Annotated in this window: 29 protein-coding genes; 16 read left to right on the forward strand and 13 right to left on the reverse strand. The window is 64.6% G+C overall.

Annotated features, from left to right (window positions below; translation table 11 throughout):
• Positions 1-70: 70 nt before the first annotated feature.
• On the reverse strand, positions 71-2,608 hold the full coding sequence (locus tag LB526_RS10500; protein WP_224627775.1) for an EAL domain-containing protein: 2,538 nt from the start codon (positions 2,606-2,608) through the stop codon (positions 71-73).
• A gap of 422 nt (positions 2,609-3,030) precedes the next feature.
• Between LB526_RS10500 and LB526_RS10505 the strand changes: the two genes are divergently transcribed.
• From LB526_RS10505 to LB526_RS10520, 4 genes are all read left to right on the forward strand, one after another.
• Complete coding sequence (locus LB526_RS10505) at positions 3,031-3,252, forward strand: DUF680 domain-containing protein (protein ID WP_224605391.1); 222 nt, start codon at positions 3,031-3,033, stop codon at positions 3,250-3,252.
• Positions 3,253-3,555: 303 nt separating this feature from the next.
• Entirely contained in the window at positions 3,556-4,527 is a 972-nt protein-coding gene (locus LB526_RS10510) for an MBL fold metallo-hydrolase (protein WP_224627550.1), read from the forward strand.
• A 36-nt stretch (positions 4,528-4,563) separates the two neighbouring features.
• A complete protein-coding gene (locus LB526_RS10515; protein ID WP_224627551.1) occupies positions 4,564-5,025 on the forward strand; it encodes a tetratricopeptide repeat protein in 462 nt (153 codons plus the stop codon).
• Between the two features lie 174 nt (positions 5,026-5,199).
• Positions 5,200-5,682, forward strand: a complete 483-nt coding sequence (locus LB526_RS10520; RefSeq protein WP_224627552.1) for a DoxX family protein — start codon at positions 5,200-5,202, stop codon at positions 5,680-5,682.
• A 31-nt stretch (positions 5,683-5,713) separates the two neighbouring features.
• Here LB526_RS10520 and LB526_RS10525 read toward each other — a convergent pair whose 3' ends face one another.
• Both LB526_RS10525 and LB526_RS29585 read right to left on the reverse strand, forming a co-directional pair.
• On the reverse strand, positions 5,714-6,496 hold the full coding sequence (locus tag LB526_RS10525; protein ID WP_224627553.1) for a glucose 1-dehydrogenase: 783 nt from the start codon (positions 6,494-6,496) through the stop codon (positions 5,714-5,716).
• The gene (locus LB526_RS29585; protein WP_263481625.1) at positions 6,483-6,614 is read right to left on the reverse strand and encodes a hypothetical protein; all 132 of its coding nucleotides are present in this window, start codon (positions 6,612-6,614) and stop codon (positions 6,483-6,485) included. Before LB526_RS29585 ends, LB526_RS10525 begins: the two co-directional genes overlap by 14 nt.
• Positions 6,615-6,746: 132 nt before the next feature.
• Between LB526_RS29585 and LB526_RS10530 the strand changes: the two genes are divergently transcribed.
• Entirely contained in the window at positions 6,747-7,121 is a 375-nt protein-coding gene (locus LB526_RS10530; protein WP_224627554.1) for a FadR/GntR family transcriptional regulator, read from the forward strand.
• Here LB526_RS10530 and LB526_RS10535 read toward each other — a convergent pair.
• The 3 genes from LB526_RS10535 to LB526_RS10545 form a co-directional block, all read right to left on the reverse strand.
• Positions 7,081-7,287 (reverse strand): hypothetical protein, encoded by a 207-nt coding sequence (locus LB526_RS10535; RefSeq protein ID WP_224627555.1) that lies wholly within the window; start codon positions 7,285-7,287, stop codon positions 7,081-7,083. The genes LB526_RS10530 and LB526_RS10535 overlap by 41 nt on opposite strands.
• Positions 7,241-8,110: a 2OG-Fe(II) oxygenase family protein gene (locus LB526_RS10540; RefSeq protein ID WP_224627556.1), complete on the reverse strand. Its 870-nt coding sequence runs from the start codon at positions 8,108-8,110 to the stop codon at positions 7,241-7,243. Before LB526_RS10540 ends, LB526_RS10535 begins: the two co-directional genes overlap by 47 nt.
• Before the next feature lie 186 nt (positions 8,111-8,296).
• Positions 8,297-9,067 carry a pyrroline-5-carboxylate reductase gene (locus LB526_RS10545; RefSeq protein ID WP_224627557.1) on the reverse strand — a complete coding sequence of 257 codons (771 nt, stop codon included), beginning with the start codon at positions 9,065-9,067 and terminating at the stop codon, positions 8,297-8,299.
• 159 nt (positions 9,068-9,226) lie between these two features.
• On the opposite strand from LB526_RS10545, the gene LB526_RS10550 reads away from it, so the two are divergent.
• Together LB526_RS10550 and LB526_RS10555 are read left to right on the forward strand one after the other, a co-directional pair.
• Complete coding sequence (locus tag LB526_RS10550) at positions 9,227-9,601, forward strand: hypothetical protein (RefSeq protein WP_224627559.1); 375 nt, start codon at positions 9,227-9,229, stop codon at positions 9,599-9,601.
• 65 nt (positions 9,602-9,666) lie between these two features.
• Complete coding sequence (locus LB526_RS10555) at positions 9,667-10,518, forward strand: hypothetical protein (RefSeq protein ID WP_224627560.1); 852 nt, start codon at positions 9,667-9,669, stop codon at positions 10,516-10,518.
• 27 nt (positions 10,519-10,545) lie between these two features.
• On the opposite strand, the gene LB526_RS10560 is transcribed toward LB526_RS10555, so the two are convergent.
• The gene (locus LB526_RS10560) at positions 10,546-10,836 is read right to left on the reverse strand and encodes a muconolactone Delta-isomerase family protein (RefSeq protein ID WP_224627562.1); all 291 of its coding nucleotides are present in this window, start codon (positions 10,834-10,836) and stop codon (positions 10,546-10,548) included.
• A 117-nt stretch (positions 10,837-10,953) separates the two neighbouring features.
• On the opposite strand from LB526_RS10560, the gene LB526_RS10565 reads away from it, so the two are divergent.
• Together LB526_RS10565 and modA are read left to right on the forward strand one after the other, a co-directional pair.
• Positions 10,954-11,838, forward strand: coding sequence for a LysR family transcriptional regulator (locus tag LB526_RS10565; protein WP_224627563.1), 885 nt, complete (start codon positions 10,954-10,956; stop codon positions 11,836-11,838).
• A gap of 183 nt (positions 11,839-12,021) precedes the next feature.
• A complete protein-coding gene (gene modA, locus LB526_RS10570; RefSeq protein WP_224627564.1) occupies positions 12,022-12,714 on the forward strand; it encodes a molybdate ABC transporter substrate-binding protein in 693 nt (230 codons plus the stop codon).
• An 8-nt stretch (positions 12,715-12,722) separates the two neighbouring features.
• Here the strand turns inward: modA and LB526_RS10575 are convergent, their stop codons facing one another.
• The gene (locus LB526_RS10575) at positions 12,723-13,334 is read right to left on the reverse strand and encodes a TIGR00730 family Rossman fold protein (protein ID WP_095766979.1); all 612 of its coding nucleotides are present in this window, start codon (positions 13,332-13,334) and stop codon (positions 12,723-12,725) included.
• A gap of 120 nt (positions 13,335-13,454) precedes the next feature.
• Between LB526_RS10575 and LB526_RS10580 the strand changes: the two genes are divergently transcribed.
• The 4 genes from LB526_RS10580 to LB526_RS10595 all read left to right on the forward strand — a co-directional run bounded on the left by LB526_RS10580 (position 13,455) and on the right by LB526_RS10595 (position 18,133).
• On the forward strand, positions 13,455-14,978 hold the full coding sequence (locus LB526_RS10580) for a LysM peptidoglycan-binding domain-containing protein (RefSeq protein WP_224627565.1): 1,524 nt from the start codon (positions 13,455-13,457) through the stop codon (positions 14,976-14,978).
• Positions 14,979-15,278: 300 nt separating this feature from the next.
• On the forward strand, positions 15,279-15,614 hold the full coding sequence (locus LB526_RS10585; RefSeq protein WP_224627566.1) for an ArsR/SmtB family transcription factor: 336 nt from the start codon (positions 15,279-15,281) through the stop codon (positions 15,612-15,614).
• Positions 15,614-17,497, forward strand: coding sequence for an ABCB family ABC transporter ATP-binding protein/permease (locus LB526_RS10590; RefSeq protein WP_224627567.1), 1,884 nt, complete (start codon positions 15,614-15,616; stop codon positions 17,495-17,497). Before LB526_RS10585 ends, LB526_RS10590 begins: the two co-directional genes overlap by 1 nt.
• A 294-nt stretch (positions 17,498-17,791) precedes the next feature.
• Complete coding sequence (locus LB526_RS10595; protein ID WP_411967404.1) at positions 17,792-18,133, forward strand: antibiotic biosynthesis monooxygenase; 342 nt, start codon at positions 17,792-17,794, stop codon at positions 18,131-18,133.
• On the opposite strand, the gene LB526_RS10600 is transcribed toward LB526_RS10595, so the two are convergent.
• Complete coding sequence (locus tag LB526_RS10600; RefSeq protein ID WP_224627569.1) at positions 18,109-19,005, reverse strand: SMP-30/gluconolactonase/LRE family protein; 897 nt, start codon at positions 19,003-19,005, stop codon at positions 18,109-18,111. The two genes, LB526_RS10595 and LB526_RS10600, sit on opposite strands and share 25 nt — an antisense overlap.
• A 137-nt stretch (positions 19,006-19,142) precedes the next feature.
• On the opposite strand from LB526_RS10600, the gene LB526_RS10605 reads away from it, so the two are divergent.
• Both LB526_RS10605 and LB526_RS10610 read left to right on the forward strand, forming a co-directional pair.
• Positions 19,143-19,880, forward strand: a complete 738-nt coding sequence (locus LB526_RS10605) for a phosphatidylserine decarboxylase (protein WP_318013263.1) — start codon at positions 19,143-19,145, stop codon at positions 19,878-19,880.
• 3 nt (positions 19,881-19,883) lie between these two features.
• Entirely contained in the window at positions 19,884-20,699 is an 816-nt protein-coding gene (locus LB526_RS10610) for a CDP-alcohol phosphatidyltransferase family protein (RefSeq protein WP_095766986.1), read from the forward strand.
• Positions 20,700-20,708: 9 nt separating this feature from the next.
• Here LB526_RS10610 and LB526_RS10615 read toward each other — a convergent pair whose 3' ends face one another.
• Together LB526_RS10615 and LB526_RS10620 are read right to left on the reverse strand one after the other, a co-directional pair.
• On the reverse strand, positions 20,709-22,931 hold the full coding sequence (locus LB526_RS10615; protein ID WP_224627570.1) for an AMP-binding protein: 2,223 nt from the start codon (positions 22,929-22,931) through the stop codon (positions 20,709-20,711).
• A 301-nt stretch (positions 22,932-23,232) separates the two neighbouring features.
• Complete coding sequence (locus tag LB526_RS10620; RefSeq protein WP_224627572.1) at positions 23,233-23,640, reverse strand: tautomerase family protein; 408 nt, start codon at positions 23,638-23,640, stop codon at positions 23,233-23,235.
• Positions 23,641-23,752: 112 nt separating this feature from the next.
• On the opposite strand from LB526_RS10620, the gene LB526_RS10625 reads away from it, so the two are divergent.
• Positions 23,753-24,607 carry a LysR substrate-binding domain-containing protein gene (locus tag LB526_RS10625; protein ID WP_224627574.1) on the forward strand — a complete coding sequence of 285 codons (855 nt, stop codon included), beginning with the start codon at positions 23,753-23,755 and terminating at the stop codon, positions 24,605-24,607.
• Positions 24,608-24,752: 145 nt separating this feature from the next.
• Here LB526_RS10625 and LB526_RS10630 read toward each other — a convergent pair whose 3' ends face one another.
• Both LB526_RS10630 and LB526_RS10635 read right to left on the reverse strand, forming a co-directional pair.
• A complete protein-coding gene (locus tag LB526_RS10630) occupies positions 24,753-25,667 on the reverse strand; it encodes a DMT family transporter (protein ID WP_224627575.1) in 915 nt (304 codons plus the stop codon).
• 37 nt (positions 25,668-25,704) lie between these two features.
• Positions 25,705-26,601 (reverse strand): DMT family transporter, encoded by an 897-nt coding sequence (locus LB526_RS10635; protein WP_224627576.1) that lies wholly within the window; start codon positions 26,599-26,601, stop codon positions 25,705-25,707.
• Positions 26,602-26,621: the final 20 nt, after the last annotated feature.

The raw sequence follows: 26,621 nt of genomic DNA on the forward strand, positions 1-26,621 counted from the left end.
CTCGACAGGGCTGTTGCTGACAACCCGCGCGGCCGGCGGCGGTGCTGTCAACGGCAGCTCGCATCATCCGCTATGCCGTGGCCAGCCATTTGCGCGATATGGCGAAGGTCCTGAAGGATTTTGCGTCCATCGGGCGCCCGAATGCGTAGCCTTGCAGGATGTCGCAGCCGAGGTCCTTCAGGATGCGCGCATGTTCCATCGTCTCGACGCCTTCCGCCACGACGCCGATGCCGAGCGATTTGCCGATCTCGATGATTGACGATACCAGCCGCCGCTGCGCCGCCGAGCCGGTTATCGGCGTGACGAGCTGCCGGTCGATCTTGAGACGGCTCGGTTGCAGTTTGAGCAGGCTGACGACGGATGCATGGCCCGTGCCGAAATCGTCGATCTCGATGTCGATCCCGAGTTCCTTGATGTGCTCGATGTTCCAAGCGACAAGCTCGTCATTTTCGTCCAGGAAAATCGATTCCACGAGCTCGAATGAGACGGTTTCTTCCTTGATCGGCAGCTTGCGCAGGCCGTTGATCAGGTCTTTGTCCTCCAGCCTTCGTGCCGAGACGTTGACGGAAAAGCGCGGGATGTTGAGACCGTCGCGCGACCAGCGCTGGAAATTCTGCAGCGTTTGTTCGAGAATCGTGCGGTCGATCAGCGAGACCACATTCAATTCCTCGGCCACTTTGAGGAAGATGTCGGGGGCGAGGATGCCGCGTCTTGGATGGCGCCAGCGAGCCAGCGCCTCGACGCCGACGATCTCGAGGGTCTTCGCATCGAACTGTGGTTGGTAGTAAGCGATGAATTCGTTGCGCTCCAGCCCGCCCAGGATCTCGTCCGCGGTCTGCTTGGTCCTGACGATCTCGCTCTGCAGCTCTTCGTTGAAGAACTCATAACGATTGCGACCGCGGCTCTTGGCTCGATAGAGCGCGAGATCGGCGTTGACCAGCAGCTGCTTTGCATCGACGCCGCTAAGCGCCGCAATCCCGATGCTGACCCCGAACCGGCATTGGTGGCCTTTATAGTCGACCGGCTGGCGCATCTCTTCGATGATACGGTCCGCGAGCGCGGCGAGCTCATTGTCATCGCGCCCTTGGCACACCACAACGAACTCGTCCCCGCCGATGCGCGCCACGAAGTCGCCTGCGCGGACGTTGGCTTTGATGACCTTCGAGGCATGCATGAGCATGGCATCGCCTGCCGCATGGCCGAGCGTGTCGTTGATGTGCTTGAAGCGGTCGAGGTCGAGATGCAGCAGCGCAGTGCGATCCTCGGGCGAATTGGCCAGCATCTCGTCGAGGTAACGGCGATTGGGCAGGCCTGTTAATGAATCGTGCAGCGCAACATGCTCGATGCGCGCCTTGGCGGTCTTGAGTTCGGCATTCTTCGATTCCGACAATTGCCGTTCACGCACCAGATTCTCGTTGAGCAGAACGTCGCTGGTCACGTCCCATTCGGCCCCGACCATCTTCGGCGTGCCGTCGCTGTCCTGGAAGTAGCTTGCACGCGCCCGCACATGGCGGACGGTGCCGTCTGGGCGAAGCAGTCGATACTGCGACGAGTAGGGACCTTTTGCAGCCACGGCAAGGTCGAACTCGCGCTGTGCCCGCGCGATATCCTCGGGGTGGATCGCCAGTGCCCAGTCGTCGTAGCCGCGCGGCTTCCCATCCGCGGGCTTGCTGTAGATCTCATTGACGCGATCGTCCCACAGCAGCTCGTCGGTGACGAGGTCTTGCTCCCACACGCCGATGCCCGAAGCCTCCAGAGCCAGTTCCAGCCTCCCGGACAGGCGCCTCAATTCGGCATAGTTTTTCTGCCTTTCGCCGAACAGCCGTCCGGCCACCAGGATGGGCAGCACCACCAGCACAGCGGCGAGCGCCATGAGCGCCTGCAAGACCCGCTCGTTCTTCGGCACGGTCGGCCAACCGCCCTTGGGGATTGCCGATATCTGCCAGGAACCGAACGGCAGCTGCACTTCTGCCGTCACCGGATTGTTCTTGACGATGTCGGCGCCACCAAAGAAGCGCTGGCCGCCACCGCCAAGCGCATCCTTTCCGGTAAGCGCCACATCTATGTCGAGACCGGGATCGGTGAGGCCGCTTGCGGCGTAGAGCCGATCGATGTCGATAGCCGCCGAGACAAGGCCCCAGAAGCGATCGCCGCCCCCCGCTGTCGGCACGAAGACAGGGATCCGGCCGATGAAGGCGCGCCCGCCCTGCCTGAGGTCGACGGGACCGGCTAGTACCGATATGCGCTGGTCGCGCGCCCTAAGCGCCGCCAAGCGTTGCGCCTCGTTCTTGCGGTAGTCGAGCCCGATCGCCTTCTCGTTGCCCTCCATCGGATACATCAGCGAAATGACGAGATCCGGCGCGCCGCCAATGTTGCGCAGCTGCGATTTCTGCTTGAAGAGATTGGCAGCGAGGGAGGCAAATCTCTGCTGCCCCATATAGGGCTCGGTGACGATGGCCGAGACGAGGCCCTGAACCAGCTGGAGATTGCCGTTGATGTTTCCTTCCAGCTTGGCGCGGATGATGTTGACCTTGTAGAGGACGTCGGCGCGCGTGAGTTGATCGGAAACCGTTTTGTTCTGCTGGTCGACGAAGATCGCGCAGATCATGAGCACGACGAAGGCAATCGCCGCCGGCACGTTGGCGGAAGAGAAAACGGCCTGCCTGATACGACCGATGTTGAAATTTGTCGCGGTCAATTCAACCCGAATAGCTTTCCTGGGCGACGCTCCGTCGATCGGAGGACGATGCGCCATCGATCGGAGTTAAAGGAAAGTGCTTAAATTAGAACTTCCATGCCCGCCTCAAGTTGCGCCATTCGCGGCCTGGAGGCTTGCCTTGAGCCAACAAACTCAAGCCATGATTAACGCCGGCTAACCGGGCCGTTCATCGCGCAAAAATCGCGATCTTCCGTTGCCTCCAAAAAATTCTTTCCGCCCCCGGGGAATAAAGCCCGGGCCTTCCGGGTCTTGGCTGTAGCGAGGGCCATCCTCCCAAGGCACGCATCAACCTACCCGGAAGGAATACGCACATGAACAGAACCGCCTTTGCCGCAGTCGCCATCCTGGTTGTCACCGGCAGCGCCTTTGCCGGCAGCGACCACTTCTCCTGGACGAATGGCGGCCAGCAGGCTGCCGTCGTCGACACCACCACCACCGCCTCCATCGCGAGGCCCGAAATGGCCCGCCACGTCACGAAGCCGGCGGCCAGGATTGCTGCGGAAGAGCCCGGCCAGGGCATTTGGCGTCACTGAGCCGGCGGGACCGAAAGGTCCTCGCTCCGGAGCCCGGGGCGAAGGGTTCTGATCGCGGCGGGGAAGGCACGCCTCGCCGGGTCGGAAAACCACAAGTCCTGATCTCCTCGGCGCCGGTCGGTCTTCAGTCGGACCGGCCGGCGCCGGTTTCCGCAGTCTCGGCGGAGGGCAGCACCGGGCCCTCCGCCATTCCCTGCATGTCGCCCAAAAGTGCGCAGCGGTTTTGGGACAACGACATGCGGCAAACCAATGGACTACCGCCTGAAACCTGAAACAACCCGCAGCCATTAGAGGAGATTTCCGATGTTCAACATGACGCGTCGCATGGTGCTGGGATCCGCCGCCGCCGCTGCCGCCTTCGGCATTGCCGGCAAGCTGGAATTCGCGCCCGCGGCTTACGCCGAAACCCCGGTCGAGCCGCTGGTCGGCTTCTACAAATACAAGGTCGGCTCACTCGAAGTCACCGCGATCTATGACGGCATCTGGCGCAAGCCGCACGACCCGGCCTTCATCAAGGACGTGTCGATCGACGACACCAAGGCGGCACTCGCCAAGGCGGGACTGACCACCGAGTTCATGCCGATCCCGCTCACCGTCGTGGTGCTCAAGATGAACGGCCGCACCATCATGATGGACGCCGGCTCCGGCGTCGGCCAATGGCAGGCCAACGCCACGCATCTGCCGGCCAACATGAAGGCGGCCGGCATCGACTACAAGGCGATCGACACCATCATGATCTCGCATTTCCATCCGGACCATGTCTGGGGCCTGATGGAAAAGGGCACCAACGATCCGGTGTTCCCGAATGCCGAGCTGATCGTCAACGCCACCGAGTATAATTGGTGGATCGATCCGAGCCGGCTGGCCAAGCTGCCCGAGGGCCGCAAGCCCGCGGGCAAGCGCATCGCCGAGAACTTCCCGAAATGGAAGAACTGGAAGCTGGTCGACGACGGCACTGAAGTGGTGCCCGGCATCCGCCTCATGGCGGCGCCCGGCCACACGCCCGGCCATTCCGTCTACCATGTCGATGGCGGCTCCGAGCAGTTCCTCGTCTCGGCCGACACCATGTACGTGCCGGCGCTGCTCGCCCCGCATCCCGAATGGCAGGGCGCCTACGACCAGGACGGGCCGATGGCGATCGCCACGCGCCACCGGATCATCGACCAGGTAATTGCCGACAATGTCCGCATCTGCGGCTCCCACTTCCCGTTCCCCGGCACAGGCAGCTTCGTCAAGGACGGCAATGCCTACGCCTTCACCCCAACCCAGATCTGATTTGAATCGGATCTTGAACAGAAAGCGACAGCTACAATGAAACACGCACTTTTCGCGGTGCTCGGTGCCATTGCGGTCTTGACGGCGGCCCCGATCGCCATCGCCGTTCCGGCCTATGCCGTGGACGACATCGAAGGCGCCGACGCGCCGGACCTGACGGCGGTGAAAGCCAAGATCGAGGCCAAGGACTATCAAAGCGCGCTGGCCGACCTGCGCGACCTCGCGCAGGACACGCAGCAGGCCGACGTCTACAACCTGCTCGGCTTCACGCTGCGCAAGACCGGGGACTACCAGACCTCGCTCACCTACTACACCAAGGCGCTGGAGCTTCAGCCCGACCACAAGGCGGCGCATGAATATCTGGGCGAGCTCTATGTCGAGACCGGCGACATAGCCAAGGCCAACGAGCAGCTCGCCTCGCTGCAAAAGCTCTGTCCGGCCGGCTGCGAGGAGCTTGCCGACCTCAAGCAGGCGATCGCCACCAAGGTGACGAAATAGGCGGCTCGCAAGAGCTCGCCACCTTTTGGGCGCCACGGCGGTAGCGCCCGAAAACCGGAGCCGGCGTTCCTCTCCCTCGCGCCGGCTCCGATCTTTCAATCTCAAGCGCACCTGCATGGACGCGGGCGACCGCCCATTTTCCAAACTGCCTGTTTCCAAAGACTGGAGCCGACTATGACACCGATCAGACTTGCCGAAAAACTTCACGCCAGCGACGTCGTCCTGCTTGCCGGCCGGCTGCTGCTGTCGCTGATCTTCGTGCATGAAGGCCTGCAGCTGGCGACCCATTTCGAGGGCGCTGAGAAGGCGATGGCCGCGCTCGGCGTCGGCACGCCGCTGCTTTTCGCCACCATCGCGTTGCAGCTTGGCGCCGGTCTGTCGGTGGCGCTCGGCATCCTGGCGCGGCTGGGCGCGATCGGGCTCGGCCTGTTCTGCCTGATGACGGCCGGCCTCTTCCACACCAACTTCGCCAGCCAGAACGAATTGCTGCATTTCGAGAAGGACCTCGCCATTGCCGGCGGCATGTTCATCCTGGCGCTCGCCGGTTCCGGCAGGCTGTCGATGGACAGGATGCTGACTGGGTTCGCGAAGGACACCGAGATCGATCCGCCCGTCGAGCAGCATCCGTCGGTGGGGGAGACGAGCTTGCCGGTTTGAGACGCGGGTCCGCGTGAGGTGAGGGCGGCCTCTACAACACGCTCGTGATCCCGCCATCCACCAGCAGCGTCTGTCCCGTCACGAAGCTTGCCGCATCCGACGCCAGGAAAACCGCCGCGCCCGCCAACTCTTCGACATCGCCCCAGCGCCGCATCGGGGTGCGGCCGGCGAGCCAGGTGGAGAATTTCTCGTCGGCGACCAATGCTGCGTTGAGCTCGGTCTTGAAATAGCCGGGCGCGATGGCGTTGACGCGCACGCCATGCTGGCCCCATTCGCCGGCCATCGACTTGGTCAGCATGGTAATGGCGCCCTTGCTCGCCGCGTAAGGCGCGATCGAGGGCCGGGCGAGCGCGCTCTGCACCGACGACACGTTGATGATCACGCCCTTGCCGCGCGCAATCATCCCTTTGACCGTCGCCCGGCTCACCTTGAAGACACCGTCGAGATTGGTCGCCATCAGCGCGTCCCAGTCGGCGTCGGAAAAGGTCTCGAGCGGCGCGCGGCGCTGGATGCCGGCATTGTTGACCAGGATGTCGATCGGCGCGGTGCCGGCTTCCGAAGCCGCGATCGCCGCGTCGACCGACTGCGTGTCGGTGACGTCGATAACCGCTTCCGCCACCATGTAGCCTTCGGCGCGCAAACGGTCGCCGGCGGCCTTCAACTCGTCCGCCTTGCGGCCGCCGATGGTGACGCGTGCGCCCGCGGCAGCCAATGCCTCCGCGAAGGCGAGCCCCAGCCCGCGACTGGCGCCGGTGACGAAGGCATGCCGGCCTTCAAGGCCGAAGAGACGGCCGAGATAATCAGTCGAACGCAATTTGCACCTTCATCGATTGCGATTTGTCGCTGGCCAGTTTGACCTTGCGGGCCTCGGCGAGCAGCAAAGTGTTGCTGAGCAGGGGTGCCGGGATTGTTCCTCGCACAGCTAGCAGCAAAGCCCGGCTCCATTCAACCGATTCATCTGATAAATCGGACTAACAAGCGGGCTGTGCCGCCCTGGCAATTAGTCGGTGCGGTCGATCCCGCACGTGTAACACTCGGCGGCAGACTCGAACGGGCCGGGACAAATGGCGGGCAACCAGACCTCATCGGTGACGGATGACATACCCAACAGCCTCGGCCGCGAGATACTCGGCGGGCTGTTTTCGTCCGGCGCGACGCTGCTTGGCGAGGAAGAGATCTGCGCCCGCTTCGGCGCCAGCCGAAGGGCCGCGCGCGAAGCGGTGAAGATCCTGTCGGCCAAGGGCCTGCTGCTCACCCGCCCCCGGCGCGGGTCGCGCATCCGCCCGCTGAAGGACTGGAATTTCCTCGACCCTTCGGTGCTGGGCTGGTTGCGCGCCAGTGCCACCCCTCGCCATTTCATCATCGAGCTTCTGCCGCGCTCTCGGCAGGCATTGGCATTCAGGCGGCGGCCGGCCGCCTTGGCTTGCGCAAAGTCTTGACGCCGGCCATCTCGACGAAGTTGGTCGCCGACTCCCACAGGTAATCGCCATAGAGGAACGGCGCGAAGTCGCTGGCGCCTTTGATCGGCAGCGGCGCGATCTCGGCGTCGACGCGCGGCTCATAGAAGAAGGGAATGGAGTAACGCGCCGTCTTCGGCGCGATCACCCGGTGGCGCGTCGCCTGCACCACGCCGCCCGTCCAGCGTTTCCAGCAGCTGGCCGAAATTCACCGCCAGCGAGCCGTCGGCGGCCGGCACGTCGATCCATTCGCCGGCATGGCGCCTGGCCTGCAGGCCTTCGACGCCGTCCTGCGCCAAAAGTGTCACGAAGCCGGAATCGGCATGCTCACGGCCGATGACCAGCCGCCGCTCGCCTTTGTGCATGACCCAATATTCAGGCTTCGACAGGTCGACCGCGCCGTCCTCGCTGCGCAGCGGATAGCGGATCAGCCTAAGCGTCGAGATGCCGCCCCGGAAATGGCCGTCGAAAATACCGTCCTCAAGCCCGAGGCTGCGCGCGATCGAGCCCATCAGCGCCGCGCCGACCTTCTCCATCGAGCGGTAGTAATGCGCGGCGGCCGCCTTCCATCCTGGAGCATCGGGCTCGGCGGGAAGCGGCGTGCGCTCGAGCAGCGGATCGTCTGGCGCGAACCCGGCGTCGGCATGGGCGATGTCCGGCCCCATGTCGATGCCTTCCTTGTAGGACACCGCGGTCGGCTGCAGCGGGAACCAGCCGCGATAATAGTTCGATTTCGACGGGTCGAAATTCCAGCGCAGCAGCTTCCGCTTTTCCGCATCGGGCAAATCGAAGATCTTCAGGAGCTCGCCGCGCCGCTCGCGCGTCAGAAGCTCCGCGCCCGGAAAGCCGCGCGCGGTCATGAAGCCGATGCCGGAGGCAGCAGTGAAGATCTGGCGGTCGGCCTCGTCGCGTGCGGGCGAAGTCGGGCCGAACAGCGGCGCGATGTCGATGGCGGGGATAGTGTCACTCATCTCATGATCCTAGCGGTTCTTGGGAGCCGTGTGCCGCAATCGTGGAGAAGCGCATGCGCGATGACAAGCCGCGGCAGAGTTGGCGTTGTTCGAGCGGTCGGGCTTGGCGACCGGCTCAGCGCGCCGAGGCCGTCGCCGCGGATGCTGCCGGCTGAGTGATCGGCAATCGCCGCTTGGGTCCTCCGGCTACTTCCCCGCAATGCGCCGATGCACCCGCTCCAGGCTTTCCGCGAAGGCATCGAATGTTCCGCGCTCGGTCAGCTCGCGCAGCACCTGCTCGTTGATGCCGCCGCGCGTCGCATAGTCCTGCGCAAGATGCATGAAATCTTCATCCGGCGCCGTATCCGGCGCATTGGCCAGCGCCTTGAAGATGCTGGTGATGTAGTCGCGTGCCCTGCCGCCCGATACACCCTGGCTGCGCACCCAGGCGTGGATCGTGTCGAGATATTTGAAATAGCTGGCATAGGTCGCGGTGACGACGCTCAGCGCATCGAACTCGCTTTGGTCCTCGACCTCGATCACGTCGCCAAGCCTGCCGAAGAGCGCCGCCGCCATCGGGTCCGGCGGGCAGATGATCGTTGCGCCCTGCAGGCGGGCGATCATCGGCATGGGCAGGGCTTTCGTCACCTGTGCCGCTGGCGCGACAAGCGTGGCGATCTCCTCGCGCGACACGGTGGCGATCAGGCTGACGACGTGATGGTCCGGCCGGAACCGCAGTTCCTTCAGCACCTCGTGCGCGATCTGCGGCCGCACCGCCAGCATCACGGTGTCGCAATCGTCGAGCACGGCCTGGTTGTCGGTAGCGATGCGCACGTCCGGATAACGCGCGGCAAGCTCGGCGGCGATCGCCTCGTTGCGCGGCGAGACCACCACCGGCGTCGTCTCCCCCGGCAGCGATTTCAGCCCCGCGACAATGGCCGAGCTCAACGCGCCCGTGCCGACAAAGCCAAGTTTCATGGAAGTTTTCGCCTCTGTTTCGGATAGCCGCCGACAATAGCGACGGTTCCGTTGCCGGCAAGGGAGGCCCGTCCGACCGCGCTGGCAAGGATTCCAACTGTTACGCGCAATTAAGGCCAGACTGATAGATTCCGGGGCATTCGATCGGGGAGTGCGGCCATGGGCCAGCGCGCGTTCATCACTCTGCTCATCCTGATGGCGGTGCTTGTGGCACTGTCGGCCACATCGTTCCTGGGCGCCATGATCGGCTTCCTGTTCGGCATCGCCATTGCCTTCTTCGTCGCCGGGCCGGTGATGCTGATCGGCAAGGTGCTCGAGAAAAACGGCATAGCGATATCCGGCCAGACAGCCCTGTGGGTGCTCGCCGGATTTTATGCGCTGCTCATTCTCGCCGCGGCATTCCAGATCTGGCGCCGGCTTCAGCGCCACGAGCCGGACCAAGCGCGATCCGCGGGGATGCGGCTGGCGCTGCTCGTCGCGCTTCCCGCGATGGCGTGGCTGTCGGTGAACGCGATGCAGGACGCCTGGCCGTGAGGCATCTAGGCTAGGTCGCAACAAACTGGCAGGATGGCTCGATCAACGCGATTTGGGGTGATCGCATGACTTTGCTTCAATTTCCGGTCACCGGCGAACAGGTCTCGAACGATGAGACGGAAGAGGTCATCCGCGAGGCCGAACCGCATCGCGCCCTGATACGCTACCGCCCCGATGGCGGCGAGCTCTTCATCCATACGCGGGTGAACATGGCGCTGCTGCGGGCCGCCGCCTCGCTGCCGATCCTGCGCCTGAAGCTCACACCGCGCCCAGACGAATTGACGGCGCGTGACACTCTGCTGACGCCCAGGGGGTCGCAGCGAAACTACGCTTTCCTCGAAAAGCTTTGCCACGATCTGGCTACTGCAAACTGCCCAGCCTGTTATATCGCCGAACAGCATGGCGCGGGCGGCCGCGATTTCTATTTTACGACCGAAGACATCGCCGGTTTCGAACAGATAGCTGGCAAGGCCGCCGAGGCGCTGGCCTTTCCGCTCACGCTGGAACAGCATTCGCTTGCCGCGCTGGCGCCGCTCATCCTTCCCGCCGAGGCGATAGGCGACCTCCGGCTGGAAATCGCCGCGGATGCCCGCATCCGGCCGACACGCTTCGAGTTCTGGGGCGCCGAGCCTTCTCTGGCAAAGCTGCGCACCGAACTTGAAAAGCGCGGCTACCGCTTCTTGAGTCTGGAGATAGTCTCGCGTGAGCTAAGGATGGCGAAGGACGTGCCGATCGACGGCGAGGGTTTCGGCTCCGTGCTGAAGGAAATCGTTCCGCTGGCAAGGTCGCTGCAATGCAGCTATCGGGGTACCGAGACCGTCGAGGGCCACGAACAGTTCCTGCTCACCCGCCCTCTGCCCGAGCGCTACAGCGGCGCGCGCCCGGGTATTTTCAGTCGTCTTTTCGGTCGCGGGTAGGCTGCCAGGTGGGCCGCCGCAGCTGCTTTACCGCTTCGGCCCGAAACCGGGATAAGGATTAAGCGGCACGATCGCCGTGATGTCCATCATGCCGGCCTCGATCAGCGGCAGAGTGGCAAGGTGGCTGCGAACCTCCTTTTCGTCTGCCGCCTCGAACATCATGCCGCTGCCGGGAACGTCGCCGCGGTTCCAGATCTGGCGCACGGCGCCTTGGACGTAGAGCGTCTTGCGCTGCTCGGACTCGGGCGGCAGCAGCGGCGCGAAATCGGCGTCGCCGAACTTCTGGGTGTTGCGGGTGAGCAGGGCAAAGAACTGCATGGCGATCTCCTTGGTGGCCGGTTGATGCCGGGAGATATCGCGCCCGCTGGTCAGACTGTCCAAGACTGATTAGGCTAAAGTTAAGACCTTTGAGGACTTGAGTTGAGGGGCAAAAAAATGCTCGACCTGCGCCAGATCAGATATTTCGTGGCCGTGGCTGAGGCCGGCAATGTCGGTCGTGCCGCCGAGCAATTGCACATCTCGCAATCGCCCTTGAGCCGGCAGATCATCCAACTCGAGGAACAGCTCGGTGTCGCCCTGTTCGAGCGGGCGAGGCAGCGTGTCCACCTCAATGCCGAGGGCAGGGCCTTTCTTGCCGAAGCCCGAGCGCTGCTTGCCAATGCTGCGCGGCTGGAAGAGCTCGGCCGCAACCTTGCCAGCGGCGCCACAGGCAGCTTGGCCATCGGCTATGTGGAGGGCGCGGTGCATTCCGGATTGGTCGCGGACATGCTGCGGGATTTCCGCCGCGCGCGGCCGGATTTTCATCTGCAGTTGCGCAGCCGGCGGACGGCTGCGCAACTCGAAGATCTGAGGCAGCGCGTCCTCGACCTCGGTTTCGTCTATGCGCCGGCGCCGCAAGGCGATCCGGATATCGAGAGCATATTGGTGCGGCGCGAACCGCTGGTGCTTGCAATACCGGAAGGCGATCCGCTCGCCGCTGTCGCCGACATCGCGCCCGGCCATCTCAACGGCCGCGTTTGGATCACAGTCGTGCGCCAGCCCGGCGACACCAACCGCGCGCAATTCCTGGCGGCCTGCGCCGAATCCGGTTTCATGCCCGATATCGCCTATGAGACGGCCGATCCCTTGACCTCGCTTGGCCTTGTCAGCGCCGGGCTAGGCCTGGCGACGGTACAGGAAAGCCTGCGCTCGACCGCGCCGCCCGGCATCGTTTTCCGCGACCTGCCCTGGTTCAAACGCAGTGTGTCGATCCATCTGGCATGGCGGCGGAATGATGGAAGGGCGGTGGTTGGGGATTTGAGACGAACCGTAGGACAGTAGGGCAACGGTACGTCAATTCCAGGCATGCTCCAATGGGGCGGAAAGGTGCATTCTGGACATGATTTTGGCGCGATTGAGCGAGTCGATTTGACCAGAAGGTCGGCCCCACCGGACGCGGGGCATGGAGTCCGGGCTTAGCTAGGTATTATAAGGAAGGCCGTTCGGCCGATTTCGGGTTAGGCCATGAATAACGCTGTCCGACTTTTTGGTGCTATTGCGGTTCGTCCCGCCGTGGTTGCACTCATATCCCAGTTCGAAAAGGCCACAGGATTCACAGTAGCGGCCAAGTGGGAGCTCAATCCGACAGTAAAAAAGCAGATTGAGGCTGGGGAACCTTTTGACCTTGTCATCACCAATCCGAACCTGATCCAGGGTCTGGTCGTCTCGGGAAAGGTCAAGGCCGGAAGCCAGGCGGCGTTCGGACGGGTAGCAATGGGGGTGGCGGCCAAGGCAGGCAGTCGACAGCCCGACATTGGGTCCGTGGAAACATTCGAAAATGCGTTGAAGAGCGCCAGATCAGTCGCCTACGCCAGCGAAGGGACCAGCGGTGGCTACTTCTTCGATTTGCTGGAACGCTTGGGAATAGCAGATGAGGTGAAGCCTAAGCTGGTTGCCATATCGGGAGGGCAGACAGCAGCGGCCGTAGGCCGTGGGGAAGCTGAGTTGGGGGTCATTCCCGTGACTTCGATTCTCGCCGCCGCTCCCGAGGTCACGCTTGTCGGTCTGTTTCCGACGGAACTCGAAAGTTACGTTGAATTCGCCATTGGCCTCAGTACCGATCCAACGCGTGCAGAAGCCGCCAAGCAGCTATCAGGATTTCTGACGTCGATGGCCGTTGACGACATCTTGGCTGCAAAGGGCGTCGAGCGCCGCTAAGCGCGCCCTTACATCTTGTCGATCACCGACTGCACCCCTTCAGTCGGCGCGTCGACCGACGAGCCCGCCACCATGATGGCGGCGACGATCGCTTCCGGGTCGTCAACCACCAGCGGCTTCACCTTATGCGCGGTGTGGATGAAGCCTTCCTCGGACATATGCTCGATCAGCGTCAGCATCGGGTCCCAGAAACCTTTGACGTTGGCGAAGACGATCGGCTTGCGGTGGTGGCCGAGCTGCGCCCAGGTCATGATCTCGACGATCTCCTCGACCGTGCCGATGCCGCCCGGCAGCGCCACAAAGGCGTCGGATTTCTCGAACATGCTATGCTTGCGCTCGTGCATATTGTCGGTGATCAAGAGTTCGTCGAGCTTGTCGAGCGCGGTCTCGGTCGCCTCCTTGTTGATCAGGAAGCGCGGGATGATGCCGGTGACCTTGCCGCCGGCCTTGAGCGCGCCGTCGGCGACAGCGCCCATGATGCCCTTGGTGCCGCCGCCATAGATGAGGCGCAACCCGGATTTGGCAAGCGAGCGGCCAAGTGTGTGGCCGGCCTTGATATAGGCCTCGTCGCGGCCCGGAGACGAGCCGCAATAGACGCAGACGGATCGAATCGTGTTCATGGCGATGATTGGTGATGGGGACGGTCGGCCGGGTCAAGCCCGCGGACGGGCTTTTTCTTGTCGGACTCGGGAAAACACGCTAGACCGGGCGTTAGGTGGCTAAGGGGGCAATACGGAATTATGGCGATCAATCCTTCTAAGGCGTTTTTGTTCGCGGCGGGTGGCGTTGTCGCCGTCGCGGCAGTCGCCTACGGCTCGGGCGCGCTCGATCCTTACATCAACGACCAGAAGCCGGCGCAGGTCGCGACGCTGCCGCAGACCGATGCGAAATCGGCTGAATCCTCGAGCACCGGCACAGAGGCGCGCGTGCCCCAGGCTCCGGCAAACACAATGGCTCCGGCGAACACGATGGCGCCAGCCAACACCATGGCGCCCGCCAATAAGATGGCGCCGGCCAACAACGCCATGGCGCCGGCCGCCCAGGCGCCCGCCGCCGGCCCGACATTGCCGACCTTCGACGTCGTGCGGGTCGAGGGCAATGGCTCGATCGTCGTCGCCGGCAGCGCCGCGCCCAACGCCAAGGTCGAGATCTTGAATGGCGGCACGGTGCTCGGCTCGACCGAGTCCGGACCCGACGGCGCCTTCGCCATCGTGCTCGACGATCCGCTGAAGCCCGGCGACTATACGATCACGCTGCGCCAGACGGTTGGCGGCATTGCCGTTGCCTCGGCCCAGACCGCCGTCGTGTCGGTGCCGCAGAGCCCGACCGGCCAGGTGCTGGCCATGGTCGAGGAGCCGGGCAAGGCCTCGCAACTGATCACCGTTCCTGAGACCGAGAGCAAGCCGGCGGCGCCGGCGGCGACCGATCAGGCAGCGGCGCCTGCGACCCAAGCTCCGGCAACGACCGCGCCGGCGGTATCGGGCACGGCCTCGGCGCCGGCCGCGACCGCGCCGGCCGCCACAGACCAGGCGACCGCGCCGGCTGCGGCCGCCGCGGCGGAGCCCAAGATCGCGGTCGAAGCGGTCGAAATCGACGGCAGCAAGATCTTCGTCGCCGGCACGGCCGATCCCGGCCGCAAGGTGCGCGCCTATGCCGACGCCATCCTGCTCGGCGACGCCAAGACTTCGGCCGACGGGCATTTCCTGATCGAAGCGACGCGCGACATTCCGGTCGGCAGCTACACTATCCATGTCGACGGCCTGGACAATGACGGCGTCAAGGTCGTCGCCCGCGCTGCCGTCCCGTTCGAGCGCGAGGCCGGCGCGTCGGTCGCCGCCGTCGCCCCAAGCAAGACAAAGCCGGCCGAGGCCAAGCCGGCCGAGACCAAGACCGCCGAAACCACGACCGACACAGCAACGGCCGAAGCGGCCAAGCCGGCCCCGGCCGCCGGGGGCGCTGCCAAGGTTGCCGAGGCGACGCCCTCGACCGACGTGCCCGAAACGGTCGCGCCAAAGCTCGAACATGCCGACAGCTCCGTCATCATCCGCCGCAACGACACGCTCTGGCGCATCTCGCGCCGCGTCTACGGCCATGGCACGCGCTTCTCGACGATCTATCTGGCCAACAAGGACCAGATCCGCGATCCCGATCGCATCTGGCCAGGCCAGGTGTTCAAGGTGCCCTCGACTTCGAAGGAAGGCGAGGCCGCCGACATGAAGGCCATGGGCGAGCAGATGACAGCCGCGCCGGCGAAGACGGAGTGAGGCACTTCGTCATTCTAGGGCGGAGCAAGGAGCAAAGCGACGCGCGCAGACCCTAGAATCCATGCCGTGACATAAAGGCGATGCCACGGTGCAGACCTGTCTTTTTCAGGCATCCTACGGAGTTCCATTCTCGATCGCGGCATCTCGCGCGCGCGTCCCGGCATGGATTCTAGGGTCTACGCGACGCTTCGCGTCGCTACGCCCTAGAATGACGAACGAGAGGGCTGCGATCTCCTTCAACAAATCTACCCATGCGCCTAGCTTGCCCTCTCACCGTTCATCGTCTATCGCCGATGAACGATGTCCGAATTCCCCGAGACCCGCTGCACCGAAAGCCGTGCCATTGCCGCGCGGCTGGCGGCGCTGTCGCATCCGGCGCGCATCGAGATCCTGAAACATCTCTCGGCCAGCCGCTGCTGCTCCTGCCGTGAGGTGGTCGATCACCTCGATCTCGCACAGTCGACCGTTTCGCAGCATCTGAAGATCCTGGTCGAGGCCGGACTCGTCCGCTTCGAGACCGACCGCCAGCGCTCGCGCTACGCGGTCGACCACGACGCCCTCGCGGGCGTCTCCGCTTCGCTCACCCAGCTCGTCAACTCCTGCTGCCCCAGCCTCTCACCCATAAGGCAAGACTAGTGGCCGAAAAGACCGTATCCGCCGAAGCCGGCACCCTCACCACTTTGCGCAATCTGTGGCCCTATATGTGGCCGGCCGACCGCGCCGATCTCAGAGCCCGCGTCACCTGGGCGACGCTGCTTCTGGTCGTCGCCAAGGTCACATTGGTCGCCGGCCCCTATTTCTTCAAATGGGCGACCGATGCGCTGGCCCATGGCTCGAAGACGCCGCCGCCTCTGCCATCCTTCCTGCTGGCGCCGGTGGCGCTGGTCATCGCCTATAACGTGCTGCGCCTGATCCAGCTCGGCTTCAACCAGCTGCGCGACGCGCTGTTCGCCCGTGTCGGCCAGTATGCGGTGCGCCAGCTCGCCTTCCGCACCTTCGTCCACATGCATCAGCTGTCGCTGCGCTTCCATCTCGAGCGCCGCACCGGCGGCCTGTCGCGCATCATCGAGCGCGGCACCAAGGGCATCGAGACCATCGTGCGCTTCATCATGCTGAACACGGCGCCGACCATCCTCGAATTCGCGCTGACGGCCGGCATATTTGCCTTCACCTATGGCTGGAAATACGTCGCCGTGGTCGCCGTCACCGTCAGCCTCTATGTCTGGTTCACAGTCAAGGCGAGCGACTGGCGCATCTCGATCCGCCGCGACATGAACGACAGCGACACCGACGCCAACACCAAGGCGATCGACTCGCTGCTCAACTTCGAGACGGTCAAATATTTCACCAATGAGCGCATGGAGGCCGAGCGCTTCGACCGCTCGATGGCACGCTACGAGCTCGCCGCGACGAAAACCTGGACATCGCTCGGCTGGCTGAATTTCGGCCAGGGCCTCATCTTCGGCCTCGGCACGGTCATCGTCATGTGCATGTCGGCGCTGGAGGTGCAGGCCGGCAGGCAGACGGTGGGCGACTTCGTCTTCATAAACGCCATGCTGATCCAGCTTTCGGTGCCGCTCAACTTCATCGGCTTCATCTACCGCGAAATAAGGCAAGGGTTGACCGATATCGAGCATATGTTCGACCTGCTCGACGTGCCCCAGGAGATCGTCGACAAGCCGGATGCCAGGCCTTTGAAGGTCGGGCCCGGCAAGGTCGAATTCCGCGACGTTCATTTCTCCTATGATCCTAGCCGCAAGATCCTGAAAGGCGTCTCCTTCGAGGTGCCTGCCGGCAAGACGGTGGCGATCGTCGGCCCGTCCGGCGCCGGCAAGTCGACCATCTCCCGGCTGCTGTTCCGTTTCTACGACGTTCAGGGCGGCCAGGTGCTGATCGACGGCCAGGACATCCGCGACGTCACGCAGGAGAGCCTGCGGGCGGTGCTTGGCATGGTGCCGCAGGACACCGTGCTGTTCAACGACACCATCGCCTACAACATCCGCTACGGTCGTGTCGGCGCCGGCGAGGAGGAGGTGCGCAAAGCGGCCGAGCTCGCCCAGATCGGCCCGTTCATCCAGAAGCTGCCCGAGGGCTACAAGTCGATGGTCGGCGAGCGCGGGCTGAAACTTTCGGGCGGCGAGAAGCAGCGCGTGGCGATCGCCCGCACCATCCTCAAGGCGCCGCCGATCCTGATGCTGGACGAGGCGACCTCGGCGCTGGACACCCAGACCGAGCAGGAGATCCAGGCAGCCCTCGACCTGGTCAGCAAGGGCCGCACCACGATCGTGATTGCCCACCGGCTGTCCACGGTGATTTCGGCCGACGAGATCATCGTGCTGAAGGACGGCCAGATCGCCGAGCGCGGCACCCATGCGGCGCTGCTTGCCAAGCACGGCCTCTACGCCTCGATGTGGGACCGCCAGCGCGAGGCGACCGAAGCCGAAGAGCGCCTGCGCATTGCGCGCGAGGGCGACGAGCTTGGGGTGATTGTGAGGAGAAGGACGTCGGAGGTGAGCTAGCGCCTGTTCACCTTCTCCCCCTGTGGGAGAAGGTGGCCGCGAAGCGAGGTCGGATGAGGGGTGTTGGAAGGATCGCCGCACGACAAGATTAAGCGCTTGAAGCATCTATTCTTTTCTCGCCTCATTCCTTCCAGCACCCCTCATCCGTCTCGGCGCTTCGCGCCGATCCACCTTCTCCCACAAGGGGAGAAGGGAAAGGCGCCAAATTCCCCCTTGACCTCAACCTATCTTGAGCTTGCAAACCAACCTCCGAGCCACCTGCCAGGCAAACCTTCCAAATCGGAGATGGACGAAATGAGCACCAACAATCAACGCACCGGCAGTGTCTTCCGCGTCGACAAATTCGTCGTGCCGGCGCAAGCGCGCGACGAAATCCTCAGCAAGGCCAGGATGACGCATGAACTGCTGCGCCAGCAGCAGGGTTTCGTGCAGGACTTCCTGCTCGAGCAGTTCTCCGGCCCCGGCGAGTTCAACATCGTCACCATAGTCGAATGGGAAAGCCAGGCCGCGGTCGACAAGGTGGTGCCGATCGTCAAGGCAGCGCACGAGCGCATCGCCTTCAGCGCGCAGGAAACGATCGCCCGCCTCGGCGTCAAGGCCGACATAGCCAACTATCGGCGCGTGCCCGAACTATAGGAAGGCCACCCGGCTCCGGGCACCGAAACAGCGGCGCTCAGCACCTGGCCGGTGCGGGCGTCGCTCACCATGTTTTCGAACCCACGCCATTCTGCAGCGAGGATGAACAACGTCCTGCCGTCGGAGCCGCCCAGCATGCAGGCAAAGCAGCCGAGATCGACCTCGACCCTGTCGATTTTCTCGCCTCCCTCTTGCACGCGCACGCAGTGCCGGTTGGGCACGTCGGCATACCAGACGCAGCCCTCGGCATCGATGCAGATGCCGTCGGGATAATTGTTCCCGAGATCGGCCCATACGCGCCGCTTGGAAAGGCTCCCGTCTTCGCCAATATCGAAGGCTGTCAGCCGTCTTGCGTGGGACTCGGCGATGATCAGTGTCCGATTGTCCGGCGTCACGGCCATGCCGTTGGCGAATGCGATATCCTCGGCGACCTGCCGCATCGTGCCGTCCGGCGTGATCAGCACGATGGTGCCCGGCGCGAAATGCTCGCCCGGCGCCGGAGCCGGCCCGCCGCCATTAACATAGATGTTGCCGCGCCCATCGACGACGATTTCGTTCCAGGGGTTCTTCGACAGATGCCTCAGATCGGCATGGGTGACGAGCGTCCCGCCTGCTTCCTGCCTGAGCAGCAGGCCTTCCCGCCCCGAGACCACCAGAAGCCGGCCATCCGGCAACCAGTCGATCGAATAGGGCAGGACGGCCGGCACGGCAAGCATCACCTCGCTCCGGCCGTTTTCGTCCACCGCGACGATCTCGCCGGTGCCCCAGTTGCAGAGCCAGAGCCGGCCGTCATGCCAGCGCGGCGACTCGCCGAAGGCTAGGCCTTGTGTGACGACCTTGGCACTCATTGCAGACGGTTTCGGCGAAGGCATTGGCGGGCTCCTTGGGTGTCCACGCGCCAAGGACGCGCGACGGAGCCGAGTTCCGACACCCGGAGCAAAATTTAGACTTGCACGCCGGCGTTGCTGCCTCCCCCATTGTTGCGTTGCGGGGAGGGGGGCTTTCCGCTATTGAGGCGCAACCTGAAACAGGGACCGCTCCAAGCCCTATGACGCTTCTCGACTCGGTCAAGAATACGTTCGTTCCGATCCATCGCGAAGGCTACCCCTTCATCGCCGCCTTCGCCGCGGCGACGCTGTTCCTCGGCTATTTCTCCTCGATCCTGTTCTGGATCGGACTGATCCTGACCGCATGGTGCATCTATTTCTACCGCGACCCCGAGCGCGTCACCCCGGTCGACGACCGGCTGGTGGTGAGCCCGGCCGATGGCGTGGTCTCGGCGGTCGGCCCCGCCGTGCCGCCGAGCGAGCTTGGGCTGGGCTCCGGCGAGATGACCCGGATCTCGGTGTTCATGAATGTGTTTTCGTGCCACATCAACCGCGCTCCGGTGCGCGGCCGGATCACGCGCATCGAGCACAAGCCCGGCAAATTCCTCAATGCCGAGCTCGACAAGGCAAGCGCGGAGAACGAGCGCAACGGCCTGGTCATCGACAGCCCCAACGGCACGATTGCCGCCGTCCAGATCGCCGGCCTTGTGGCGCGCCGCATCGTCTGCTGGGCCGAGGCTGGCGGTACGATCGCGATAGGCGAGCGTTTCGGCCTGATCCGCTTCGGCTCGCGCGTCGACGTCTTCCTCCCGTCGGGCGCCGTGCCGCGCGTCGCGGTCGGCCAGACGGCGGTTGGCGGCGAGACCGTGCTTGCCGAATTCGGTGGCACCGCGGTCACGCCCTTGGTCAGGGTTTCCTGAGCGTTGGGCGCGCCGTTCAAGAAATTCGAAGCCCATGCCAGCGGCGGTCCGCGCATCCGCGAGATCCCGATGCGCATGGTGCTGCCCAACCTGGTCACCGTGCTTGCCATCTGCGCCGGCCTATCCGGCATCCGCTTCGCCTTCGAGAACCGCTTCGAGATCGCTGTGGTCATGGTGTTGCTTGCCGCCTTCCTCGACGGCATCGATGGGCGACTGGCGCGCATGCTGAAGGCGACCTCGAAATTCGGCGCCCAGATGGATTCGCTGGCCGATATCGTCAATTTCGGCGTGGCGCCGGCCCTGGTGCTCTATGCCTTCCTGCTCGACCGAGCCGGCTCGCCGGGCTGGATCGCCGCACTTCTCTTCACAATCGCTTGCGGCATGCGGCTGGCCCGCTTCAACGTTCTGGCCGACGACGCCGAGCAGCCGGCCTGGCAGACCGAATATTTCGTCGGCGTGCCGGCCCCGGCGGGTGCTGTGCTGGTCATGCTGCCGCTCTATCTTTATTTCCTGCGGCTCGGTCTGGAGCCCAGCCGGCCGGCCGCCTTCGTCGCCACCGGCTTCACCGTGCTGGTCGCCTTCCTTCTGGTCAGCCGCCTGCCGGTCTATTCGGGCAAGAGCGTCAAGGTGCCGGGCGACAGGGTGCTGCCGGTCATCCTCGGCGTCGTGCTCTACATCCTCTTGCTGATGACCTATCCCTGGTACACGCTGACGGCTTCCGTCGCTGGGTACCTGCTTTTCCTGCCGTTGTCGGTGCGCGCCTATTCCAAGCGGGCCATGCGCGAAGGCGAGAAGGTGCCGCCGTCGGATATCGGGTAGCGCTGCGCCCTAGGCCGCCGCACTCAGCCCCAGCCGGTCGATCGCCAGCTTGCGCGCCGAGATGTAGTCCGTCTTGCCCGAGCCCAGCACCGGGATCTCTTCCACCTTGATGATGTCGTTGGGCACCATCAGCTCGGCCGCGCCGGCCTTCTTGCCGAACTGGCGCAGCTCCTCGGCATTGGCTTCGTCAGCGGTGGTGACCAGCACGATGCGCTCGCCGCGCCTCTTGTCGGGCACTGCCACCGCCGCGTGGCGCTCTTCCGGCCATAGCGACTGCACCAGCATCTCGACGGCGCCCAGCGACACCATCTCGCCGGCGATCTTGGCGAAGCGCTTGGCCCGCCCGCGTATGGTGATGAAGCCCTCGCGGTCGACCGAGACGATATCGCCGGTGTCGTGCCAGCCTTCCAGCCGCTGCAATTCGCCGGGACGATCGGCGGTCATGTAGCCCATCATCATGTTCGGCCCGTCGAGCCACAGCCGGCCGCCCTCGGCGATGCCTTCGACCGGCTCCAGTTTCATGCGGATCGCCGGCAGCGGCCGCCCGACTGTGCCGTCGCGGCTGTGGATGGCGGTGTTCACCGCCACCACGGGCGCGGCCTCGGTCAGCCCGAAGCCTTCGACGATCGAGGCCTGGAAACGGTCGCGGTAGGTGCGCCGCGTTTCCGGCTTCACCGCCTCGGCGCCGGCCACGACGAAGCGCAGGCTGGAGAAGTCGCCGTCCTTCGCGGTGCGCGCATAGTTGGCGAGGAAGGTGTCGGTGCCGAACATCACGGTCGGCTTCACCTTGCGGGCGATCTCGGGGATGATCTTGTAGTGCAGCGGCGAGGGGTAGAGGAACAGCTTTACGCCCAGCACCAGCGGCAGGATGGTGCCGCCGGTCAACCCGAAGGAATGGAACACCGGCAGCACGTTGAGCAGGATGTCGGCCGGCGAGACGGAGACGCGCGCCTCGGCCTGCATGACATTGGCAAGCAGGTTGCGGTTCGACAGCACCACCGCCTTCGGCGTGCCTTCCGAGCCGGAGGTGAACAGGATGACAGCGGGCTTCGAGGCTTGCTGCCGCTGCAGCGGCAAACGCCACAGAAGCGCGGCGGCGACCTTGTCCAGGGTCGTCACATTGGCGCGCACATCTTCCAGCCACAGCATCTTGGCGCCACCCGCCTCGACCGCTGCGACGATGTCGTCGATGCCCGCCTTTTCGATGAAGGCGCGGGAGGAAACCACCGTCCTGATGACGGCAGTGCGGACCGCCGCGGTCACGCTCGCCGGGCCGGCGGTGTAGTTGATCATCGCCGCCACGCGGGCAGCTGAGACCAGGCCGACGAAGGTAAGCACCACGCCATTGGCGTTGGGCAGCAGCACGCCGACCGCTTCGCCGGGCGCGGTCACCGCCTCGAAATGGCGGCCGAGCACGCGCGCGCCGATAAACAGCTTACGGTAGCTGAGCGAACCGGAAATCACATCCTCGATGATCGGGCGCGAAGGTCCGATGCGGTCGGCGGCGTCGCGCATGGCGAGGAAGAGCCCGCGATCGAGATTGGTGCCGTAAAGCCGCGCCTCGGCGAAGCGGTCGAACAGCGCGTTGGTGTTGGATGCCATGTCGGGGTTGCGCGCCACCAGCTCGGCGATGGTCATCGGCTCCAGCACACTCATCGAAAGCCGCGGGAACCAGTGGCGCGGCGCTTTTTCCTTCGGCGTCAGCGACACCGGCAGGTCACGCGTGCCGGCAACGAAGATCGGCACAATGCGCGCGTCGGCCTGCATGGCGATGCGCGTGATGGCACGAAACAGCCGGAACGATTTGACGTCCGGCTCGACATTGTCCGGCAGGTAGACGGCGAGCCGCCCCTTGCCCTTCAGCACGCGCACCAGCCGGCGGCTGACGAAGATATGCTCGGCGTTGAAGGCGATGGTACGCGCAAGCTCGCGCCACGGCTCCAGCCAAGGCGAGCGCGCCGAAGCCTCGTCCAGGATATGCAGCGTGTCGTCGGGAAGCAGCGACAGCATCAGCGCCGGCTCGATGCGCGACTGGTGCCAGACGACATAGATGACCGGCGTCTTGGCGCTGCGAGCGATGCGCATGCGATTGTCGGCGATGCGGTAGGCGAGCTTGAACGGCACATAGAGCAGCGCCTGGGTGAAGCGCAGGTCGAGCCGGACCCGCTCGATCACGGCAATCAGCAGCCAGGCAAAGACAAGGCCCGCCAGCAGCGCCAGGGTCAGGATCATGCCGCTCTCTCCCAGTCTCCTCCAGGGCGCGGCTCTTGAGCGACCGCTTCGGTGGCAGAGGGTAGCGGAAGTGCGGGCAAGGTCAATGCGGGGTCGGAGAGCTTTCCCTTCTCCCCTTGTGGGAGAAGGTGGATCGGCGCGCAGCGCCGAGACGGATGAGGGGTGTTGGAAGAAATGAGGCGCTGGAAAATCCAGCTCTTGAGGCGCTTAGCTTGCGACGCCGCGCTCCGTCCAACACCCCTCATCCGACCGAGCTTCGCTCGGCCACCTTCTCCCACAAGGGGAGAAGGGGAAGACGGCGCTACGCCGCCTTCAACCTTCCGCTGATGAAACGGAACTCCTGGCTTTTGCCGCCATAGCCATAGGCCGCCGCCGGCACCTCATGCACGAAGGCGTAGCTTTCCTCATGCACTCCGCCCAGCAGCCGGCCGAAGGCCCCGAAGATCGCCTTGAGATAGGCTTCGAGCTCGAGCTTTGTGTTGGTGCCGTCGACGACCTTGATGTCGAGCCAGAACGTGTTGGTGCCGTGCTCGGCCAGCGACTTGCCGCCGGCGAACCAGTGCTGCGGATCGATGTAGTTGACGGCAACCGCGGTGATCGTCGGATCCTTGTGCAACAGTTTCGCGGTGATATCGGTGGCCTCCCTGGCGATTGCCGCGGACAGCTTGGCGTCCGGCTTGCCGGTGACGCTCACATTGATGATCGGCATTTTTCTATCCTCCGAGTTGGGCGCCTCGCGCCGTCGATGGGAGGACCATGCCATCGGCATAACATCAATAAAATCGAATTGTTTTTGATAAATAGTTCGATATCATTGAAGTATGGAAACGCTCGATCCGGATCTTCTGAAAACCTTCCTTGCCTTTGTCGACGGCGGCTCGCTCGCCAAGGCCGCATCCACCGTCGGCCGCACACCGTCAGCGGTGACCGCGCAGATGCAGCGGCTGGAGGAGATCGTCGGCGAGCCGCTGCTCATCCCGCAGGGCAGGGGACGCGGGCTGACGCCGGCCGGCGAGGATCTTGTCGGCCATGCGCGGCGCATCCTTGCCGTCCACACCGAGGCCTGGCTGGCGCTGAAGGGCGCGCGCGCCGGCGGCCGCATCGCCATCGGCACGACGCAGGATTTCGCCGACCAGGGGCTGCCGGACCTGCTCCGGACCTTCGCCGCCAGCCATCCGCGCGTCAGGGTCGAGCTGCGCGTCGGCCGCTCCCTGGAGCTCGGGTCGGCCCTGCAGGCAGGCCAGCTCGACCTCGCGATCACCATGCGCCATGCCCCGTCGCCGGATGAAGCGGCCCTGATCAGCGAGCCGATGCTGTGGCTCTGCTCGGAAAAAGGCCTGGCGGCGCGACAGGAGGTGGTACCGCTGGCCCTGCTCGATCCCTATTGCGGCTTCAGGGAGGCGGCGCTCAATGCGCTCGACGCCGCCGGCCGCCGCTATCGCATCGCCGCCGGCAGCGCCAGCCTTGCCGGCCTGCGCGCCGCAGTCAATGCCGGCATCGCGTTGACGCCGCGCACCCGGCGTTTCGCCCATTCCGGCATCGTCGAGGTATCTGCCGATTTCGACCTCCCGCCGCTGCCGATGGCCGATTTCGTCATCCGGCTCGGCCGCGAAGCCGCCCGCCCGGCGCGGGACTTGGCGGAGCTGCTTGCCGGCGGCCTGGCCCTTCCGTCCTGAGGCCGGTCGCCCAAAGAAAAAGCCGACCTTTTTGCGGGTCGGCTTCTAGTCGGACGGGTCGAGGGGTTTGGGGGGACTTGGGGGGTGACCCGTCGATCCAATAATGCTCCACGGGGATGATGGTTCCGTGACCGGCGAAATATTTTTACGAGGCCGCCGATTTCGCCTTCAGCCAGTCGCGTCCGGCATGCGCAAAGACCGCGCAAAGCACGATGGCGCCGCCGATGATGCTGGCCATCGGTGGGAGTTCGCCCAGAAACAGCAGGGCAAACAGGATGGCGAACGGCACCTCTGCGGAACCGAGCAGGCCGGCTTCCGCCGACGGGATCAGCCGCGAGCCTTCCGTCCACAGGATCGAGGCGAGCGCAAAAGAGCAACCGAAGGTGGCAAGCAGCGCCACGTCGCGGGCGGACACGGCCAGCGGATCGGTGACGAACCAGCCGAGCACGAAAAGCAGGAAGGCCGAGACAGCGCCCGCCCACACGACCGGCGAGTCGCGAAAAGCGCGCACCATGATCATGTAGAGCGCGCTTCCGGCGGTCATCAGCAGCGCCAGGGCGTCGCCGAACAGGTGCCCGCTGCCGAGGCCGGCGCCCACCATGATGGCGACGCCGCAAAGCGATACGGCCGCCGCGATCATCGTCTGCAGCCGGAATTTTTCCCGCACCAGAAGGAAGGCGAGCAGTGCGGCGATGAAGGGCGAGGTCGCGTAGATGACCGCGACATTGGCGACATAGGTGAATTTGAAGGCCGAGATGAAGGCGATGCTGGCGGCGGCGCCCTCGACCGCAAGCAGCCAGCCCCGCCAGCCGAGTTTCAGGCTTTCGCGCCCGCCCGAGCGGCGCCGTCGCCACAGCACGTAGAAGCTGATCAGGATCGAGCCGAAAAAACCGCGCCAGCAGGTGATGGTCAGCGGATCGGCATGGATCGACTTGGTCAGCACGCCAGTGAGCGCGAAGGCGATCGCCGATGCCGACACCAGGATGATGCCGAGCGTGCGCTCGGCCGCCACGTCGGCGGCGGGCGCAAGCTTTTCCGGCATGTCGAGCGTGTCCGTCATGGCGCCAGCCTACCCAGTTGCTCCTGACAGCCTTCCGTCATGAGGCCTGCTCCCGTCTGCGGAAATGCTCGTTGCCGACGATGAGCAGGCCGGCGCCGATGATCAGCGCCGCGCCCATGAACACTTCCGTGCGCGGCAAGTCGCCCCATATGGCGTAGCCCAGCGCGAAGGCCCAGACCAGCGAGGTGTACTCGAACGGTGCCACAATCGACACCGGCGCGCGCTTCATGCCCTCGAACAGCATGTATTGCGCCACACCGCCCAGCGCGCCGACGCTGATGAGCAAGAGGAACTGCGTTCCGTCGGGCATATGCCACCAGATCAGCGCCGGCACGGCCGAGAAGAGCAGGAAATAGAAATTGTTGAGCACGAGCTGGATCGTCGTGCGCTCCTGCAGCGCCGTCTTGCGCAGCAGCACCACGGCGATCCCCCAAAGGACGGCCGCTGCCAGCACCAGGAGCACCGGCACGGAGAAGCCGAGCCGGGTCGGATCGCAGGCGATGAAGACGCCGACGAAGCCGATGAACACCGCCAGCCAGCGCAGCAGCGGCACCGTCTCGCCCAGGATCAGCACCGAAAGCACGGTGACGATGATCGGCGCGGCGTAATAGATGGTGGTGAGCTCGGCAAGCTGCAGCGAGCGCGCGGCGTTGTAGTAGCAAAGCCAGGCGGCGAGTGTGAAGGCGCTGCGCACCAGCATCGGCCTGACGATCGGCGAATCGATCGTGTCGGCCAACAGCCGCCTGCCGCCGACCGCGCCGCAGGCGACGAGCACGGTGATCGAGCGGACGAACATGATCTGCCAGACCGTCATGCCAGCGACCAGGAGCTTGATCGAGGCATCCTGCGCCGAAAACAGGAAATAGGCCGCGGCCGTGAACAGGATGCCGGCCAGCACCCTTTCGCGGCTTTCCAGGATGACGACATCGGCCATAAGGGCTCAGCGTGTTTGCG

Origin of the sequence: Mesorhizobium sp. CA6, from assembly GCF_020165035.1 — a bacterium.
Classification (GTDB): domain Bacteria; phylum Pseudomonadota; class Alphaproteobacteria; order Rhizobiales; family Rhizobiaceae; genus Mesorhizobium.